General features: G+C 74.2%; 14 protein-coding genes and 1 pseudogene. 9 read left to right on the forward strand and 6 right to left on the reverse strand.

From position 1 onward, the window contains the following. Together Q0L15_RS13625 and Q0L15_RS13630 are read left to right on the forward strand one after the other, a co-directional pair. Positions 1-788 (forward strand): hypothetical protein (locus tag Q0L15_RS13625; RefSeq protein ID WP_296604991.1); only part of this gene is annotated, 788 nt, incomplete at its 5' end. Continuing rightward, positions 785-1,798 carry an FUSC family protein gene (locus Q0L15_RS13630; RefSeq protein WP_296604992.1) on the forward strand — a complete coding sequence of 338 codons (1,014 nt, stop codon included), beginning with the start codon at positions 785-787 and terminating at the stop codon, positions 1,796-1,798. The genes Q0L15_RS13625 and Q0L15_RS13630, both read left to right, overlap by 4 nt. Here Q0L15_RS13630 and Q0L15_RS13635 read toward each other — a convergent pair. Beyond that, the gene (locus tag Q0L15_RS13635; RefSeq protein ID WP_296604993.1) at positions 1,770-2,666 is read right to left on the reverse strand and encodes an aldose 1-epimerase family protein; all 897 of its coding nucleotides are present in this window, start codon (positions 2,664-2,666) and stop codon (positions 1,770-1,772) included. The genes Q0L15_RS13630 and Q0L15_RS13635 overlap by 29 nt on opposite strands. A gap of 61 nt (positions 2,667-2,727) precedes the next feature. Between Q0L15_RS13635 and xylB the strand changes: the two genes are divergently transcribed. The 3 genes and pseudogenes from xylB to Q0L15_RS13650 all read left to right on the forward strand — a co-directional run. Then, positions 2,728-4,125, forward strand: coding sequence for a xylulokinase (gene xylB, locus Q0L15_RS13640; protein WP_296604994.1), 1,398 nt, complete (start codon positions 2,728-2,730; stop codon positions 4,123-4,125). Then, complete coding sequence (locus Q0L15_RS13645) at positions 4,122-5,345, forward strand: aminotransferase class V-fold PLP-dependent enzyme (RefSeq protein ID WP_296604995.1); 1,224 nt, start codon at positions 4,122-4,124, stop codon at positions 5,343-5,345. The genes xylB and Q0L15_RS13645 overlap by 4 nt, the downstream gene beginning before the upstream one ends. Further along, a pseudogene (locus tag Q0L15_RS13650) lies at positions 5,341-5,547 on the forward strand (methionine adenosyltransferase); the annotation flags it as partial. The gene Q0L15_RS13645 and the pseudogene Q0L15_RS13650, both read left to right, overlap by 5 nt. Here Q0L15_RS13650 and Q0L15_RS13655 read toward each other — a convergent pair. Continuing rightward, positions 5,457-6,557, reverse strand: coding sequence for a Calx-beta domain-containing protein (locus Q0L15_RS13655; protein ID WP_296604996.1), 1,101 nt, complete (start codon positions 6,555-6,557; stop codon positions 5,457-5,459). The pseudogene Q0L15_RS13650 and the gene Q0L15_RS13655 sit on opposite strands and share 91 nt — an antisense overlap. Positions 6,558-6,801: 244 nt before the next feature. On the opposite strand from Q0L15_RS13655, the gene Q0L15_RS13660 reads away from it, so the two are divergent. Together Q0L15_RS13660 and Q0L15_RS13665 are read left to right on the forward strand one after the other, a co-directional pair. Further along, the gene (locus Q0L15_RS13660) at positions 6,802-7,815 is read left to right on the forward strand and encodes a S66 peptidase family protein (RefSeq protein WP_296604997.1); all 1,014 of its coding nucleotides are present in this window, start codon (positions 6,802-6,804) and stop codon (positions 7,813-7,815) included. Between the two features lie 3 nt (positions 7,816-7,818). Beyond that, positions 7,819-8,370: a GNAT family protein gene (locus tag Q0L15_RS13665; RefSeq protein ID WP_296604998.1), complete on the forward strand. Its 552-nt coding sequence runs from the start codon at positions 7,819-7,821 to the stop codon at positions 8,368-8,370. A gap of 229 nt (positions 8,371-8,599) precedes the next feature. Here the strand turns inward: Q0L15_RS13665 and Q0L15_RS13670 are convergent, their stop codons facing one another. The 4 genes from Q0L15_RS13670 to Q0L15_RS13685 form a co-directional block, all read right to left on the reverse strand. Beyond that, a complete protein-coding gene (locus Q0L15_RS13670) occupies positions 8,600-8,950 on the reverse strand; it encodes a UBP-type zinc finger domain-containing protein (RefSeq protein WP_296604999.1) in 351 nt (116 codons plus the stop codon). A gap of 56 nt (positions 8,951-9,006) precedes the next feature. Then, on the reverse strand, positions 9,007-9,654 hold the full coding sequence (locus Q0L15_RS13675; protein ID WP_296605000.1) for a response regulator transcription factor: 648 nt from the start codon (positions 9,652-9,654) through the stop codon (positions 9,007-9,009). Continuing rightward, entirely contained in the window at positions 9,647-11,659 is a 2,013-nt protein-coding gene (locus Q0L15_RS13680) for a sensor histidine kinase (protein WP_296605001.1), read from the reverse strand. The genes Q0L15_RS13675 and Q0L15_RS13680 overlap by 8 nt, the downstream gene beginning before the upstream one ends. Before the next feature lie 71 nt (positions 11,660-11,730). After that, positions 11,731-12,465, reverse strand: a complete 735-nt coding sequence (locus tag Q0L15_RS13685) for a hypothetical protein (protein WP_296605002.1) — start codon at positions 12,463-12,465, stop codon at positions 11,731-11,733. 145 nt (positions 12,466-12,610) lie between these two features. On the opposite strand from Q0L15_RS13685, the gene Q0L15_RS13690 reads away from it, so the two are divergent. Both Q0L15_RS13690 and Q0L15_RS13695 read left to right on the forward strand, forming a co-directional pair. Then, positions 12,611-13,027: a VOC family protein gene (locus Q0L15_RS13690; RefSeq protein WP_296605003.1), complete on the forward strand. Its 417-nt coding sequence runs from the start codon at positions 12,611-12,613 to the stop codon at positions 13,025-13,027. After that, positions 13,024-13,719: a VOC family protein gene (locus tag Q0L15_RS13695; protein WP_296605004.1), complete on the forward strand. Its 696-nt coding sequence runs from the start codon at positions 13,024-13,026 to the stop codon at positions 13,717-13,719. Before Q0L15_RS13690 ends, Q0L15_RS13695 begins: the two co-directional genes overlap by 4 nt. Positions 13,720-13,837: the final 118 nt, after the last annotated feature.

Raw genomic sequence — 13,837 nt, forward strand, 5'->3', positions numbered from 1 at the left:
CGGCGTCGCTCCCCGGCGGCGGCACGAAGGTCTTCGGCGGCCACCACTTCCTGGTCGCCTACTACGGCACCGGGCAGACCCCGTCGATGGGCGTCCTGGGCGAGAGCGACCCCGACACGATGGACGCCCGGCTGCACCGGGCGGCCCGGGCCTTCGGCTCCGCCGACCGCCCGCTGCGCCACGTCTACGAGCTGATCGTCACGGTCGTCGACGCACACCCCGGCCCCGACGGCGACTACAGCCACGACATCCCGCGGTCGGTGGTCGAGCAGTACGTCGAGGCCGCACACCGCAACGGCGCCCTGCTGCTGCTCGACATCCAGCCCGGGCGCACCGGGTTCCTCGACGTCGCCAAGCGCTGGGCCTGGGCCCTGCGCGACCCGTGGGTCGGGCTCGCGCTCGACCCGGAGTGGCGGATGGGCAGCCACCAGGTGCCGGCGCGCACGATCGGCCAGGTGCGCGCCGCGGAGGTCGACCGCACGTCCGCGTGGCTCGCGCGGCTCACCCGCGACAACCACCTGCCGGAGAAGCTCTTCGTGCTCCACCAGTTCCGCACCGACATGGTCCTCGGGATCGACGAGGTGCGCCGCCGCCCGGGCCTGGCCATGGTCCAGCACGTCGACGGCTTCGGCACCCGGCACCAGAAGCGCGCGACGTACGCCGCCGTCGCCCGGCCCCGACAGTTCACGATGGGCTTCAAGCTGTTCTACGACGAGGACGTCGACCGGATGGGGCCGGCCGCCGTCCACGCGCTGCGACCTCGCGTGAGGTTCGTGAGCTTCCAGTGAGCGAGCTGCGCCGCCGGCTGGTCACGGTCGGTCCGCACGCCGGCGCCCACCGGGTCGCGGTCCGGGCGGGCGTCTGCGTCCTGGTGCCGCTGCTCGTGCTGTGGGCCGCGGACCGGTCGGCCTGGTCGATCTACGCGACGTTCGGGGCGTTCACCTCGCTCTACGGGCGCGAGCGGGTCCACCTCGCCCGGGTCCAGCTCCAGAGCCGCCTCGCGGTCTACCTCACCCTCGCGATCGGGATCGGCACCCTGGTCGGGACCTCGCCGCACCGGGCCTGGATCGCGGTGCCGGTCACCGCCGCCGTCGCCGCGCTCGGCTCGCTGGCCTCCGACGCCGAGCAGTGGCACCCGCCCGGGCCGCTCTTCCTGGTCTTCGGGCTCGCGGCGTGCGCCTCGGTGCCGTCGACGCTCTCGGACGTCCCGGTCGCCCTCGCCGTCGCCGGGGCCTCGGCGGCGTTCGCGGTGCTGGTCGGCAACGTCGGGGCGTTCTGGCGCGGTGCGCGCGACCCCGGCGCGCCTCGCACGTCGCGCTACCGGCCGCCGTACGTCGCGAGCGCCCGGTGGCACGTCCTGCCGAGCTCGATCGGGGTGCTCCTGGCCGGGACCGTCGCGACCGGGGCCGGCATCGGGCACCCCTACTGGGCGATGGTCTCCGCGGTGGTGCCGCTGGTGGCGCGCGACCTGGGCCACCAGGTGGTCCGCGGGCTGCACCGCGTGGTCGGCACCGGCCTCGGGCTCGTGCTGGCCGGCGTGCTGCTCGGCCCCGACCTGCCGGCGCTGGCGATCGTGGTGCTGGTCGGGGTGCTCCAGGTGGTCGCCGAGCTGCTGGTGGGCCGCAACTACGCCCTCGCGCTGGTGGCGGTCACGCCGCTGGCCCTGCTGATGGTGCACCTGGCCGCGCCGACCTCGCCCGCCACCCTCATCCTCGACCGGGGCGTGGAGACCGTGATCGGGGTGGCCGTGGGGCTCGCGGTCGGCTACGTCACGCGGGTGCGCTACCCGCGATCGTGAACGCAGCCCGGTGGCTCTCCCCGGGCTGGAGCACCACGAGGTCGACACCGGAGCGGAACGCGTCGGGCGGGCACGTGGTCGGCTCGACGGCGATCGAGCGCCGCGGCGGGGTGTGGGTGTCGGAGGTGAACACGTGCAGCCAGTCGAAGCCCTCGTGCAGCGTCAGCGTCGTCGTGGCGCCGTCGGCTGCGACGATCGAGGCCTGCGAGCCGACCAGCCCGCCGAACGGGTGGTCGATGACGGCGTCGCCGATCGTGCGGCCCGCGCGGAAGTCCCACGGCGTGCCGTCGACCGGCTCGGCCGGCCCGGCGAGCCCGCGCTCGTCCATCGGGCACCACGTGGTCGCCGGCAGGGTGAGCGTGAGCTCCTCCACCGGTCCGTCGCCGAAGGTGAAGTACGGGTGGTGGCCGGTGCCGTACGGCGCCGCCACGGTGCCGGCGTTGGTGGCCGCCATCGTGACCCGCAGCCCGTCGGCGCCGAGCTCGTAGTCGACGGCGAGGTCGAGCACGAACGGGTAGCCGGTGGTCGGCACCAGCGGCAGCGTCAGCGACGCGCGGGTGTCGTCGTGGTGGACCACCGTCCAGTCCACCCAGCCGGACAGCCCGTGCAGCGCGTTGCGGCGCTCGGGCTCGTTGAGCGGCAGCTGGTGGTGCTGGCCGGCGAACTCGTAGGTCCCGTCGCCGACCCGGTTGGGCCAGGGCATCAACACCCAGCCGCGGTAGTCGCGGCACACCTCACCCGTCGGCCAGCCGGCCAGCATCGGCCGGCCGTCGTGGGACAGCGACCGGAGACCGGCGCCGACGGTGACGACCTCGGCCCGGTAGGGGCCGTGGGAGAGGACGAGGTTCTGGCCGGACGGATCGCGCACGTCGGCAGCGTATTCCCCCCTGTGGCCACGCTCCCACCGACCCGAGGACTAACCTCTGCTCGTGCCACTCGTAGCGGGGGTCGACACCTCCACCCAGTCCTGCAAGGTCGTCGTCTGTGACGCGGAGAGCGGCGAGCTCGTCCGCAGTGGTGCGGCAGCGCACCCCGACGGGACCGAGGTCCATCCCGACGCCTGGTGGGAGGCCTTCCAGCAGGCGAGTGCCGCCGCGGGCGGTCTCGACGACGTCGAGGCGATCGCCGTCGGCGGGCAGCAGCACGGCATGGTCTGCCTCGACGAGCAGGGCGAGGTCGTGCGCCCGGCGCTGCTGTGGAACGACACCCGCTCCGCGCAGTCGGCCCTGGACCTGATCGACGAGCTCGGCGGACCGCAGGCGTGGGTCGATGCCACCGGGCTGGTGCTGGTCGCCTCGTTCACCGTCACCAAGCTGCGCTGGCTGGCCCAGCACGAGCCCGAGAACGCCGCGCGGACCGCGGCGGTCTGCCTGCCGCACGATTGGCTGACCTGGAAGCTGTCGGGCGCGGCCTCCCTCGACACCCTCGTCACCGACCGCGGCGACGCCAGCGGCACCGGCTACTGGTCGCCGACCACCGGTGAGTACCGGCGCGACCTGCTCGAGCTGGGCCTCGGCCACGACGCGATCCTGCCGCGGGTGCTCGGCCCGTCCGAGGTCGCGGGCCGCACGCCCGCCGGGCAGCTGCTCGGCCCCGGCACCGGTGACAACGCCGCCAGCGCGCTCGGCCTGGGCGCGGTCGCCGGCGACGTGATCGTCTCGATCGGCACCTCCGGCGTCGCCTGCGCGGTCGCCGAGCGGCCCGTCGGCGACGTGTCCGGTGCGGTCGCCGGGTTCGCCGACGCGACCGGTCGGTTCCTCCCGCTGGTCGCCACGATGAACGCCGCGCGCGTCCTGGCCTCGGCCGAGCGGATCCTCGGCGTCGACCACGACGAGTTCTCCGACCTCGCGCTCTCGGCTCCCGCCGGCAGCGGCGGCATGGTGCTGGTGCCCTACCTCGAGGGCGAGCGCACCCCCAACCGCCCCGACGCCACCGGAGCGCTCCACGGCATGCGCCTGGAGACCACCACCCCGGCGTACCTCGCCCGCGCCAGCGTCGAGGGCATGCTCTGCGGCCTGGCCGACGCCGTCGACGCCGTGCGCGCGCTCGGCACGCCGGTCGAGCGGATCATCCTCGTCGGCGGGGCGGCCCGCTCGCGCGCGGTGCGCGAGATCGCCTCGGCCGTGCTCGGGCTGCCGGTCAGCGTCCCGCAGCCGGGGGAGTACGTCGCGCGCGGCGCCGCCCGCCAGGCGGCCTGGGTGCTGTCCGGGTCGGCCGAGGCCCCGCAGTGGCCGCTCGCCGACGTGGTCGAGACGAAGGTCGAGCCGACCCCGGCGGTGCGCCAGCGCTACGCCGAGGTCCGCGAGATGACCGCGAAGCGCCCGTGACGGACCTCGCCTCGTCGGCCGCGCAGCTCGACGCGGCCGACCCGCTCGCGGCGTACCGCGACCGCTTCGTCGGCGCCGACCAGCCGCTCGTCTACTTCGACGGCAACTCGCTCGGGCGACCGCTGGCGGTGACCGGGCCGAGGTTGGCGCGCTTCGTCGAGGAGGAGTGGGGCGGGCGGCTGATCCGCGGCTGGGACGAGGGCTGGCTCGAGCTGCCGCTGACGCTCGGGGACCGGCTGGGGCGGGCGGTGCTCGGTGCGGTCGCCGGCCAGACGACCGTCGGCGACTCGACGACCGTGCTGCTCTACAAGCTGATGCGCGCCGCCGTGGCCGCTCGGCCGGGCCGCACCGAGATCGTGCTCGACCGCGACAACTTCCCGACCGACCGCTACGTCGCCGACGGGGTGGCGCGCGAGTGCGGGCTGACGCTGCGGTGGATCGACGTCGACCTCGAGGCCGGCGTGACCGCCGACCTGCTCGCCGCTGCGGTGGGGCCCGACACGGCACTGGTCGTGCTCTCGCACGTGGCGTACCGCTCGGCCTGGCTGGCGGACCTGCCCGAGCTCACCCGCATCGTCCACGATGCCGGCGCTCTCGTGCTGTGGGACCTGTGCCACTCCGCGGGGTCGGTGCCGATCGGGCTCGACGCGGCGGGGGTCGACCTCGCGGTCGGCTGCACCTACAAGTACCTCAACGGTGGCCCCGGTGCTCCGGCGTTCGCCTACGTCGCTGCCCGGCACCAGGACCGGCTGGCCCAGCCGATCCAGGGCTGGATGGGCGCGGTCGACACGTTCCTCATGGGGCCGACGTACGCACCCGCGCCCGGCATCCGCCGCTTCCTGTCCGGCACCCCGCCGATCGTCGGGATGCTGGCGATGCAGGACATGCTCGACCTGGTCGAGGAGGCCGGCATCGACGCGGTGCGCGCCAAGTCGGTCGCGCTCACGTCGTACGCCGTCGACGTCGCCGACGAGCTGCTCGCGCCGGTGGGGGTCGTGCTCGCCTCGCCGCGCGACCCGGCTCTGCGCGGCGGGCACGTGACGCTCAACCACCCGCTGATGCGCGAGGTCACCGCGGCGCTGTGGGAGCGCGACGTGATCCCCGACTACCGCGACCCGCACGGCCTGCGCATCGGCCTCTCACCGCTCTCGACGTCGTTCGTGGAGGTGCGCCGCGGTCTCGAGCTCGTTCGCGAGACCCTCGAGCGGATGACGACCTGAGGGCACGCGTTCCCAGCGCGCGGTGCTCGAGGTCGTCGACCTCGACCCCGCCGCGATCCTGCGCGACCACGACCTGCTGCGGCCGATCCACGCCACGACCTCGGCCGACGGTCACTCCGGCCGCGAGCTCCCCGAGCTCCCCGAGCTCACCTGGGAGCGCGCCGACCGCGCCAACGCGCTGACGGCGGCTGCAGGGGCCTGAACCGCCGCCAGCTCGCCGGTGACGTCGAGCCGGTAGGTGTCGAGCCCGCGCTCGTCGGTGGTGTTGTCCTCGAGCACGTGGTGGTCGAAGACCACGCCTCCGGCGCGTACCCGGCCCGGCGCCTCCTGGAGCGCGAAGCGCTCCTCGTTGGTGTACTCCGACGGCACGCAGGTCTCGCCGTCGAAGGTGTACGTCGTCCCGTCGGTGTGACCGGAGACGACGGTGTGCAGCCACGGCTTCTGGCCGAGGTTGCCGGCGTGCTGGGGGAAGTAGCTGCTCAGCACCAGGACGCCCTCGGTGCCGGAGACGTCGGTGTCGGGGTGCGGCTCGGTGAAGAACGTCCCCTCACCGCTGTAGACCTCCTTCTCCATCGTGCGGCACTCCGCCCCGGGCCGGCGGTCCTCCAGGACCCGGGAGCCCGTCAGCTGCCACCGGCCGAACCCGTTGTCGTACCAGGCCGTGCCCTCGTTGAACGGCGCGAGCTGCGGGTGGAAGGTCAGCGTCCAGGTCTCGAGCGTGTGGAAGCCGTTGGCCTCCTGCTCCCACCGCTCGGTGACCACCAGGTCGCCGGCGTACGTCGCGAGGTCGTCGTCGATCAGCGAGATCGCCGTGCGCTTGCGGGTCACCTTCGCCTGGGGAGAGGAGAGGCGGACGTAGAAGTACTCGGTCCGCTCGGGAGCACTGTCGTCGAGGAGCGGCACGGTGATCCGCTTGAGCCGTTGGCCGGGCTCGAAGACCAGCCTCCCCGACGCCGCGGTGTAGTCGCTGCCTGCCTTGGCCGTGCCGTCGGCGGTCCGCCAGGTGACCGTCACCCGCTTCGCGGCCTTGCGGTCCAGGCGGACCTCGATCGTGGCGTTCGGCGCCAGCAGGGACTCGTTCGCTGTCGTGTCGAAGGCGTCGACCTCGGGCTTCGGGGGCTTCGGGGGCTTCGCCGGCCGGGCCGCGCCGGGGGTGGCCAGCAGGGTCAGCGCCAGGCCGGTGGCGGCGAGGACGGGGACGGTACGACGCACGGGGATCTCCTCAAGTCGGGTGGTTTCACAGGGTTGGTGGCCACGGGCCGGCGGTCCGGCCCATTCCCGGGCCGGCGGTCTGGACCACCGCCGTCGCGGACGCTGCTGGAAGTGCCCCCGTGACCGACCCGCCCACCGCCGGGCAGCAGCCCGAGCTCCTGCCCGGGCGCGCGCGTCCTGGGCGACGTGCCCCTGCCCCATTTGGACCGCGCCTTCGACTCGAGCAGATGACAGCATGAGGGGCATGCGCTTCCCCCGCCCCCTGCGTCCCGGCGACACCATCGGTGTCACTGCGCCCTCGAGCGGGATCCGGCCGTCCTTCCGCCCGCGGCTCGACGCCGCCGTGCGCGCACTGGAGGAGCGCGGCTACTCCGTCGTGCTCGGCGAGTGCCTCGGCATCGACGGCGTCGTGTCGGCGCCGAAGGAGCAGCGCGCCGCCGAGCTCACCGCGATGCTCGCCGACCCCGCGATCCGGGCGGTCGTGCCGCCCTGGGGAGGGGAGCTGGCGATCGACCTGCTCGACCGGATCGACTGGTCCGGGCTCGCCGATGCCGAGCCCACCTGGGTGGTGGGCTTCAGCGACCTCACCACGCTGATGGTGCCGGTGACGCTCGAGCTCGGCTGGGCGACCCTGCACGGCAGCAACCTGATGGACACCCCCTACGCCCCGCCCGAGGGCCTGCTGCACTGGACCGACGTCGCGTCCGCCACCGTGCCGTTCACGCAGACCAGCCCGGGGCGCTACCGCGCGCACGGCTGGGACGACTACGAGGCCGAGCCCGGCGTCTGCCGCTGGACGCTGGAGAGCACCGGCACATGGCGGGTGCTGGACGGGTCGGCGGTCGACGTGACGGGTCGGCTCATCGGGGGCTGCATCGAGACCGTGGGGCCGGTCGCGGCCACGCCGTGGGGCGACGTCCGGGCCTTCGGTCGGGAGCATGCGGCCGAGGGGCTGGTCGTCTACCTCGAGGCCTGCGAGGACGGCGCCTACACGATCGCGCGCACCCTGCACGCGCTGCGCCACGCCGGCTGGTTCGAGCACGCGAACGCCGTGCTGATCGGGCGGACGAACGCGCCCGACATGCCCGACCTGACCCAGGCCGGCGCGGTCGCCGACGCGCTCGGCGACCTCGGCATCCCGATCGTCCTCGACGTCGAGTGCGGGCACGTCGCGCCGTACCTGCCGCTGGTCAACGGCGCGCTCGCGCGGGTCGTGGCCGACGAGGACACCCGGCAGATCACGCAGACGCTGGCGTAGGCCGTGTCGCTCCCGGTGCCGACGCTCACCACGTCACGCCTCGTGCTCCGCCCGGTCGCGGACGGCGACGCGGACGCGCTGTTCGCCATGCACAGCAACGCGCGCGTGCTGCGCTACTGGGACGCGCCACCGTGGACCGACCGGGCCCGCGCCGCGGCGTTCGTCGCACGATCGCGGGCGATGGCGGAGGAGGGGACCGGCGTACGCCTGGTGCTCGAGCAGGCCGCTGACGGCGCGTTCCTCGGGTGGGTGATGCTGGGCCGCTGGAACCCTGACTTCCGCAGCGCCGCGCTGGGCTACTGCCTGGACGAGCCTGCCTGGGGCGTCGGGCACGCCACCGAGGCCGCCCGGTCGCTGCTCGGGTGGGCGTTCGCGACCCTGGACCTCAACCGGGTGCAGGCCGAGTGCGACACCCGCAACCTCGGCTCCGCGCGCGTGCTCGAGAAGCTCGGCTTCCGACGTGAGGGCACGCTGCGCGAGGACTGCGTCGTGGACGGCGTCGTGTCGGACTCGTGGGTCTACGGGCTGCTGCTGCGGGAGTGGTCCGCGCCCTGACAGACGCCGAGGCACCGCCCCCGTGGAGGGAGACGGTGCCTCGGGAGACATCGGCTGTGACTCAGACGCCGCGGCCCCCGCGAACGCGTCCGAGGATGAACAGCACGAGCGCGATGATCGCCAGCACGATGAGGATGGTCCACAGCATGGTGTCACTCCGTTCGGTTGGTTGGTGCTCACCTGACGTGCCCGATGGGTGCGACCATCAAACGTCGCGGCGTGGAGCGGACTAGCCTCGGAGGTGGGCCCGCCAGTCGGCGGGCACCCGGCCGGCGGGGCCGGGTGCGGGCTGGCCCTCGGGACGGGACTGCGGGTCCGCCAGGGTGGGCCCCTCGAACCCCTCCTCAGCCGCGTAGTCCCAGAACCACTCCTCGCCGGGCTCGAAGCTCTGGATCACCGGGTGGCCGGTCGCGCGGTAGTGCGCGGTCGCGTGCTGGGCCGGCGAGGTGTCGCAGCAGCCGATGTGACCGCACTGGGCACACCGGCGCAGGTGCACCCACCATCCGCCGGCGGCGTCGCACTCCACGCACCCGGTCCCGCTGGGCGCCACCGCCGGATCGATCCCCGCGCGCTCGGTCATGCCCCGACCCTAGGCGCGCGACCCGCCGCGGGCCAGCGCCCACCGCACTATCGAGATCAGGCCCCCAGCCCCTCGTCCCGCGCCCTGATGATCGCGGCGGCCCGGTCGGGGACGCCCATCTTGGTGAGCACGTTCGAGACGTGGTTGCGCACGGTCTTGGGCGAGAGCACCATCCGGCGCGCGATCGAGGCGTTGTCGAACCCGCGGGCCAGCAGGTCGAGCACCTCCCGCTCGCGGTCGGAGAGCTCGGGGAACGGCACGCGCACCGCCGTGCGCCCTGCGGTCAGCGTCGCCATCGCACGCGCCGCGATCGCCGGCCCGAGGATCGCCTCGCCGTTGGCGACGGCGCGGATCCCGCGCTCGACCTCGACCGGTGAGGCGCTCTTGAGGAGGTAGCCCCGGGCGCCGGCGCGCATGGCGGCGACCACCGACTCGTCGTCCTCGTCCATCGTGATCACCAGCACCGCCAGCGACGGGACCGCGCGGACCAGCGAGCGGGTCGTCTCGATGCCGGAGTCCGCGCCGAGGTGCAGGTCCATGAGCACGACGTCGACCGAGTCGTCGATCCGCGCCAGCGCCTGCGCCGCGTCCTCGGCCTGGCAGGCGACCTCGATGCCGTCCAGCGAGCCGAGCAGGCCGACCATGCCGAGCCGGAAGACGGGGTGGTCGTCGACGACGGCGACCCGCAGGGACTGCTCAGCCACGGTGACCTCCGGTGAGGGGCAGCGTCGCGCGCACCTCGGTGCCGCCGCCGTCGCGGCGCTGGACCTCCAGCGTCCCGCCCTGCTCCTCCGCGCGCTCGCGCATCGACCGGCTGCCGACGCCGCCGACCGCGTCGGGCCGGACGCCCCGGCCGTCGTCGCCGACGGTCAGGACGAGGTAGCCGTCGATGTGTCGCACCGCCGTGATCATGCAGTGCGCGGCGCCCGCGTGCCGCGCGACGTTGGTGGTGGCCTCGCTCGCGATGCCGTACGCCGCCGCGGCGACCTGCGGGTCCAGCTCGTCGAACCGGTCGCACTCGACCGCCACGGCGAGACCACTGCCGTCGTACCGGCTCGCGAGCTCGGTGAGCGCGGCGCCCAGCCCGAGCTCCTCGAGCACGGGCGGCAGCAGGTGGTGCGACAGGCTGCGTACGGCGTTCGTCGCCGCGTCCACCTCGGCCTGGAGGTGGGCGAGCAGGTCGCGGCCCGCCTCGGGGTCGGTCTGCAGGAGGTTGCGAGCGCCCTGGAGGCCCAGCCGGATGCCGGCGAGCGACGGGCCGAGCCCGTCGTGGATCTCGCGTCGGATCACCCGGCGCTCCTCGAGCCGCGCCGCGGCCAGGCGCGACCGTGCCTCGGCGAGGTCGGCGCCGGCTCGCGCGACGGCGACCGCGGCCGCCACCACCGAGGAGAGGTCGCGCAGCGTCGTCAGGTCACGTGCCGAGAGCGACTCGCCCGGCACCGGCGACACCTCGAGCGCGCCGACGGCCTCGCCGCGGTGCTGCAGGTCCACGCGCGTCGGCGCCTCGGTGGGGGAGCCCCACCGCACCGGCTCGAGCCCGTCGGCGACCACGGTCACCGACTCCAGGCGCATCGACCGCCCGATGTCCTCGGTCACGCCGCCCAGCAGCTCCTCGACGGTGGTGCTGCCGACCAGCTGGGACCCCAGACGCCGGACGGCGCGGGCCGGGTCGGACGCCTCGCCGTACACCAGCCGGTGCACGCGGCGCGAGGCCACGAGGCGGGCCGGCTGCACGGCGACCGCGACGGCGCCGGCCGCGAGCAGCTGCGGCACGCCGTCGCCGGGCAGCACCTCGGCGAGCAGCAGGGTGACGACCAGGTAGAAGCACAGGAGGCCGGTGGTCAGCAGGCCCGCGAGGACGGCCCGGCTCACGACCATCCGCAGGCCCCACATCCGGTTGCGCAGCACCGCGACGAGCACGGCGGCCGGGAAGACGGTCTGGGACACGAGGTGGAAGACGGGCGTCATCCAGTACGGCAGCCACCCCCACTGAGTCAGCACGGGCACGAACGAGACCGCGAGGATCGCCGTGCCGACCGCGAGCCAGCCGAGGCCGTTGCGCTCCTGGACGGGGCCGCGCCGGCGCCGCACCTCCACGACGGCGGCGGTCACGACTCCGAGCCCGATCGAGCACCAGTAGAGGCTTTCGAGGCCGCTGCTGCCCCGCGCCTCGACGACGGTGACGGTGGCGGTCAGCGTCACGCCCGCGAGCAGTCCCACCCACTCGATCCCGAGCCGGTGGTCGCGCACGAGCCACGGCACGACCAGGAAGAGCGCCAGCGTGCCCGGCACCCACGCGGTGTTCTGGAGCAGCGCGATGGTCTCGTGGGGGTCCAGGCCTCCCGGCAGCGAGGACCACACGTCGTACGCGTAGCCGAAGCCGGCCAGGCCGCCGCCGACCGCCGCGACGCCGAGGATCCACGGCACCGGGTGGGCACGGCGGCTGAGCGTGACGGCTGCGACCGTGCCGTAGACGCACGCGACCGTGACGTCGACGACGAAGAACCACAGGTTCGCATCGATGGGCGGCCGGCCGAGCACCATCAGGGAGACGGCGACGACGGCGAGCGCCCAGGCGGCCACGGCGATGGCCGCGGCCGCCCGGGCTCGTCCGATGCTCTCCCGGGTGACCGGGGCCACCGGCTCGGTGAGGGCGTCCCCGGCCGGGGCCGAGAACGGGAGAGGGCCGGGGGCGGCGTCCACGCTCATGACCGCGGAGCCTAGGTCGCTCGGGGGCGTCGTCGGACGATATTTCCGGTGCTGGCCGGATCGACCACCGATCAGCGCCCGGACCGGACCCGGCGGTCGCCGAAGGCGAAGCCTAGGCCGAGCACCAGCACCAGCACCGGACCCGTGAAGCCGGCCATGTACTGCAGCGGCGAGATGCCGAACAGCAGCGTGATCCCACCGAGGACCGCGGAGGTCCAGCCGATCCAGCGCGGCGCCGCCTGGTGGCGCAGCGAGGCCAGCGCCACGGCGACACCGGTCAGGCCGGCGCCGAGCCACAGCCACGGGATCGTGCCGGTCCAGTGGCCGACGAGCGCCCCGAACTCCGGGTCGAGGACCATGTCGTCGTTGGTGACCCCGAAGACGATCTCCGTCGTGAAGCCGACGCCCAGCATCGCGGCGACCGCGGTCAGCACCAGGCCGCCGGCCGCCACCTCCGGCAGCAGGCTGTCGGCCGGTGCCTGGGCACGCAGCCGGCGCTTGAGGCCTGCCGCGAGCACGACCAGGAACACCGCCGCGAGCACCATCGCGAAGTGGAGCACGAGCAGCTGGGGGACCAGCTCGCCGAGCCGGTCGGTGATCTTCTGGGCGTCGCCGGCGTACTCCTCGGCGTACACCGCGTCGATCTGGCTCGAGGCCTGGATCCCGACGATGCCGAACAGGCCGGCCGCTGCGCCGATCAGTGCCCAGGTCCGGCTCACGGTCGGGGAGATGCGGCGCGGACGGGCCTCGAGCACGTCTCGGCCGGCTCCGCTGCTGGGGGGAGGGGTGGTGTGCACGGTGCTCACGGGTGGATCTCCTCTGGTGCGGTGATGACACCACCAGGCTCGGCCGCCCGGCGTCCCGGCCGTCAGGGCGACGCGTCCCGGGAACCCGGGAAGTTCCGCGCGACGACCGAGCGACGCTGTCGGCGCGCTGTGCCAGGGTGGACGGATGGACCAGCGGATCAGCTTCGTGACGCTCGCCGTCCGTGACCTCGACGCCAGTCGCCGCTTCTACGTCGACGGCCTGGGCTGGACGCCGGCCCTCGACGTCCCCGGCGAGGTGCTGATGCTCCCGGTGGGCGCCCACGTCGTGCTCTCGCTCTGGGTCGACGCGGCCTTCGAGGCCGAGGTGGGTCCGATCGTGCGCGGCGACGGGGTCGCGCCGATCACGCTGGCCCACAACGTCGCGACCCGCGAGGAGGTCGACGAGGTGCTGGCCACCGCACGTGCCGCCGGCGCGGACCCCGTGCACGCCGCCGTGGAACGCGACTGGGGCGGCTACACCGGTTACTTCGGCGACCCCGACGGCTACCGCTGGGAGGTCGCCTTCAACCCCGGACCGATCGGACAGGTGGTGCTGCCATGACAGAGCAGAGCAACGAGCAGATCAACAAGACCGTGCTGAGCTACGAACGGGTCAAGGAGGCCGGGCTCGGCCACTGGCGGTGGCTGGTCGGCGGGCTGCACGCGCGGTTCGCCACCGGTGACTTCAGGACCGGTCTCGCCCTGGTCGACGAGATCGGCCGGGCGGCCGAGGAGGCCGGCCACCACCCCGACCTCGACCTGCGCTACTCGGTCCTGACCGTCAAGCTGGTCAGCCACGACGTCGGCGGGGTGACCCAGCGCGACGTGCAGCTGGCGGCACGGATCAGCGAGATCGCGGGCCGCGCTGGGGTCGTCGCCGCGCCGGAGGACGTCCAGGTGCTCGAGCTCGGGCTCGACACCGCCGACCACAGCCGCATCGCCCCGTTCTGGCGCGCGTTGCTCGGCTACGACGACAGCCCGGTCCACGGAGACCGCGAGGTCGTCGACGCCGACGGGCGTCAGGTCACGCTCTGGTTCCAGGAGACCCAGCCCCACGAGACCCCGCGGCAGCGCTTCCACCTCGACGTCGTCGTCCCCATCGAGCAGGCCCGGGCCCGCATCGACCGCGCCCTCGAGGCGGGCGGCACGCTCGTCACCGACGAGCACGCTCCGGCGTTCTGGGTGCTGGCCGATGCCGACGGCAACCGCGCCTGCGTCTGCACGCCCGAGGGACGTGCCGGACAGGGCTCCTGACAGGGCAGCTGACCGGATGTCGGGACCGCTGTCCCGGATGCTGGGACGCCTGTCACACTCAGGTGCGGGCGGGAGGCCCGTGCGGCTACGGTTGCCCCATGCGCATGGACATCCTTGT

This window comes from Nocardioides sp. (genome assembly GCF_024509035.1).
Classification (GTDB): domain Bacteria; phylum Actinomycetota; class Actinomycetes; order Propionibacteriales; family Nocardioidaceae; genus Nocardioides.

Coding starts and splice junctions, on each gene's coding strand:
- Q0L15_RS13695 (WP_296605004.1), top strand. CDS start 13,024: ATGACAGAGCAGAGCAACGAGCAGATCAACAAGACCGTGCTGAGCTAC.
- Q0L15_RS13690 (WP_296605003.1), top strand. CDS start 12,611: ATGGACCAGCGGATCAGCTTCGTGACGCTCGCCGTCCGTGACCTCGAC.
- Q0L15_RS13670 (WP_296604999.1), bottom strand. CDS start 8,950: ATGACCGAGCGCGCGGGGATCGATCCGGCGGTGGCGCCCAGCGGGACC.
- Q0L15_RS13680 (WP_296605001.1), bottom strand. CDS start 11,659: ATGAGCGTGGACGCCGCCCCCGGCCCTCTCCCGTTCTCGGCCCCGGCC.
- Q0L15_RS13660 (WP_296604997.1), top strand. CDS start 6,802: ATGCGCTTCCCCCGCCCCCTGCGTCCCGGCGACACCATCGGTGTCACT.